A 471-nucleotide genomic window follows, 5' to 3' on the forward strand; every position below is an offset into this window, starting at 1 on the left:
GACCCGCCCAGAATGGTCGCCATGAGCGAATGCACCGTAGCTTGAAACTTGAGTTGCCGTTAGGGAAAAACTTGATAGAGCAGCAGCTTTTGCTGGAGCACTTCAGGCATGAGTTCAATTACGTGCGACCTCATGAGGCACTCGGTATGAAACGTCCTGGAGAGCTGTATGTGCCATCTACTCGGCCCTATCCCGGCCGTTTGCCGGATTTGGAATACCCGGCGGAAATGCTGGTTCGAAGCGTCAGGCAGAACGGTTCGATAATGTGGAAGGGCAAGCTGGTATTTGTTAGCGAAGCGCTAGCTGGAGAGCGAATAGGGCTGAAAGAGACTGAAGATGATGTTTGGGATCTTTACCTGTGTGACTATCCCTTGGGGAGGCTTGGACGGGGAATGACTCGCGTCCAAGCTTCAAATGTGTAAACGATGTCCCCGGTTTCAGATGTAAACGATGTCTACGGTTCTACACCCG

The 471-nt window shown here is 52.0% G+C and carries 1 protein-coding gene; it reads left to right on the forward strand.

Features of this window, described 5'->3' with window-relative positions:
- Positions 1-422 (forward strand): integrase core domain-containing protein (locus JBE38_RS27555; RefSeq protein WP_205345601.1); only part of this gene is annotated, 422 nt, incomplete at its 5' end.
- Between the last annotated feature and the right edge of the window lie 49 nt (positions 423-471).

Origin of the sequence: Pseudomonas sp. ICBG1301, assembly GCF_016918385.1 — a bacterium.
Taxonomy (GTDB): Bacteria; Pseudomonadota; Gammaproteobacteria; order Pseudomonadales; family Pseudomonadaceae; genus Aquipseudomonas; species Aquipseudomonas palleroniana.